Origin of the sequence: Exiguobacterium sp. s7 (assembly GCF_018618195.1) — a bacterium.
In the GTDB taxonomy this organism is placed as follows: Bacteria; Bacillota; Bacilli; order Exiguobacteriales; family Exiguobacteriaceae; genus Exiguobacterium; species Exiguobacterium mexicanum_A.
Genome location: NZ_JACSLO010000030.1, coordinates 1 through 2,333 on the forward strand (window position 1 = coordinate 1; position 2,333 = coordinate 2,333).

Annotated in this window: 2 protein-coding genes; both read right to left on the reverse strand. The window is 48.1% G+C overall.

Features of this window, described 5'->3' with window-relative positions:
* Positions 1-65 precede the first annotated feature (65 nt).
* Positions 66-782: an IS21-like element helper ATPase IstB gene (gene istB, locus KNP79_RS15490; RefSeq protein ID WP_029595512.1), complete on the reverse strand. Its 717-nt coding sequence runs from the start codon at positions 780-782 to the stop codon at positions 66-68.
* Positions 779-2,215, reverse strand: a complete 1,437-nt coding sequence (istA, locus tag KNP79_RS15495) for an IS21 family transposase (RefSeq protein ID WP_029595511.1) — start codon at positions 2,213-2,215, stop codon at positions 779-781. Before istA ends, istB begins: the two co-directional genes overlap by 4 nt.
* Positions 2,216-2,333 lie beyond the last annotated feature (118 nt).

Sequence of the window (2,333 nt, forward strand, 5' to 3'; positions counted from 1 at the left end):
TGTATTTTGCAATACAAATGTGCACAATAATGCAACGAAAAGTACAGAACTTTGCCAGCTGGGTTTTAGTGTTTCGACAACGCATGCGTGACACGATAACTGTCACCTGTAAAGTTTAGTATGTGAGCGTGATGGATGACGCGATCGACGAGTGCCGCAGTCAAGCGCGCGTCGCCAAAGATGCGATTCCATTGGCTGAACTCAAGGTTGGATGTGATGATCAGGCTCTTTCGCTCGTACCAGTCGGTGATGAGATGAAACAGAAGTTCCGCAGATTCTTTTGTGAGAGGGAGATATCCCATCTCATCTAAAATAATCATATCTGCCGACTCGAGACGAGAATGGAAGTTGCCTAGTTTTCCATCCCGCCAGGCCTTGTTAAGTTGCTCGACGAGTTCAGAGACCCGGAAGAACCTCACCTCATAACCTTTGTGACAAGCTTCTCTCCCGAGCCCGATGGCCAAATGGGTCTTTCCTGTACCCGGGGACCCTGTCAGAACGACGTTCTGTGAGTGCTCGACGAAATTCAGTGAGGTCAGTTCGTCCTTATCTAAATGCTTTGGGAAGTAGATGTGATTGCCCCAATGATAGTCGTCTAGTGACTTATTGTTGATGAATTTTGCCTTTTTGATTAACCGTTGCGCTTTCGCTTCCTCGCGGAGGCGCATTTCCATCGAGAAAAGCTCCGTGAGAAACTTTTCAGGGGATTCCGTTGGAATCGATTCATAGATTTCAGCGACATAGGCAAGGCGGAGCGATTTGCACATTTCTTTTAGGCTCATACTGCACCACCTTCTCCCCAAGGCCGATTCAGGCTATCGTACTTGCTCCAATCCACATCATAAGGATGGTCCTCAACCACGGCTGGATCGTCGTCCTCGCTCAGTAGCTCGTATAGGCGTTCATTGATCTCGAGGATTGGATAGAGTGCGAGCTTGGCTCGGATCCAGGCCAGTCTTTCCTGCCGAACGAGTAAGTTGGGTACGCCCAGGTACTCTTTGATTCTACCCGGCAGATATTCGGAATAACGGGAGTGCCCGAAGCTTCTCGGCTTCTTGTGCCAAGTGCTGATGATGTTTTCCCATGGGAGCGCACGCTTTGTCATCATGTAGGGACGTTTTTCTTCGTAGAGGATTTCTCCGTGAAGTGAGAGAATCTTCATCGAATCCCACCTTAAGATGGCGCGTACTTGCCCATGACGAGCCCCTGAAGGGATCAAGACTTTCGTCTTATCGATCGTTATTTCGCCGTACTTGTTCACCTTGAACAGTTCTTCTTTGAAGACGGGGAAGTCTTCTTGCGGCAATCGCAATAGATGTCTCTGCTCTTCTTCGAACAACTCACGGATCAGCACATGCTTTTCGTAATGCACTCTCTCCATGTCATCCCGTAGGGAAGCTGCGAGTTGCCGGTTCGTCGAATCGTAATCATGCATGACAGGGGCTGGGACAAGAAAATTGTACCGAACGTATCCTACCTTGTTCTCGACACTTCCTTTCTCGTTACCTCTGTAAGGATTACAGCTTTGAACTTGGAAGCCGTAATGTGCCATGAACTGCAGGAAAGCATCTGTATAGATCGCCTCTTCTTTTGTCGTTCGTGGTTGGATGACTGCGGCGGGGAGATTATCGATTCTGAGCTGTTGCGGTACACCACCGATTTCTTCAAAAAGCATTTTGAGTCCCGTCAAAAAGCACTCTTGGTTTTCTGCGGGCAGGGCGACAGCTGCTGTGCGGTTACTGAAGGGCAGGCTCATGACGAGGCATTTTACATCGACCGCATGACTATCTTTGACGACTTCCATCGTCCCGAAATCTACCTGTGCCTCACCCGGAGGGTGTTGCAATCGTTCTTGCCTTGTGTCGTTTTCCTCCTCGCTCGTCATATGCCAGCTCTTGATGAAATTGCAGACCGTCCGGTAAGAACCCTCGAATCCGTTCGCCACCAGCGTTTCATAAAGCTTTTTATTCGTTCGTCTTAACTTTTTCTGAAGCATTTGATCCTCGGTCAACCAATCCTCGACCATCTCGCCCCATTTCGTTCCGTACATCATGCCTCTCTTGGGGCGAATGGTTTCACTCGGCAGTTGAGCTGAATCCGCGTATTTTTTTACCGTCCTCCAGTTGAGGTCTAGATTTTTAGCGATTCGATTGATCGAATGTGATTTGTGGTTTCTCAGATATTTGATACAATTGATATCGGACATTGCTAGCATTCCTTCCATCTCCTAACGTTCTTGTGTCGCAACTTAAACGTTAGGGTGAGATTATGGTTGCTGGCAAGTCCTTTTTCTTTTCTAAAATAGGAGTGCAGAGTTGTGTACGTTTCCGTTG

What these genes read in the sequence shown, in the direction of transcription:
- istB (WP_029595512.1), bottom strand. Translation starts at nt 782, where the DNA reads ATGAGCCTAAAAGAAATGTGCAAATCGCTCCGCCTTGCCTATGTCGCT.
- istA (WP_029595511.1), bottom strand. Translation starts at nt 2,215, where the DNA reads ATGCTAGCAATGTCCGATATCAATTGTATCAAATATCTGAGAAACCAC.